This window comes from Bradyrhizobium campsiandrae, from assembly GCF_014529705.1.
In the GTDB taxonomy this organism is placed as follows: Bacteria; Pseudomonadota; Alphaproteobacteria; order Rhizobiales; family Xanthobacteraceae; genus Bradyrhizobium; species Bradyrhizobium campsiandrae.
In genome coordinates, this window is sequence record NZ_JAANIH010000364.1 from 1 (window position 1) to 245 (window position 245).

The window sequence follows — 245 nt, forward strand, 5'->3', positions numbered from 1 at the left end:
TCATCATCGCGTGAGGTTTGAAGGCACGGCCGCACATCGCCAGATAGCCGGCTCCGTAGGAATTCCCGATAATCAGCGTGTATTTCGGCACGTTGGCGCTGGCCATTGCGGTCATGAACTTGGCGCCATGCTTGGCAATGCCCTGACGCTCGACTGCGGACCCGACCATAAAGCCGGAGACATCGACCAGGAACAGCAACGGAATGTCGCGCTTGCAGCAAAGTTCGATGAAGTGCGCCCCCTTG

Annotated in this window: 1 protein-coding gene; it reads right to left on the reverse strand. The window is 58.4% G+C overall.

Going from position 1 to position 245, the window contains the following annotated elements; translation table 11 throughout:
* A partial coding sequence (locus tag G8O24_RS43435; protein ID WP_283815679.1) for a carboxyl transferase domain-containing protein occupies positions 1–245 on the reverse strand: 245 nt, incomplete at both ends.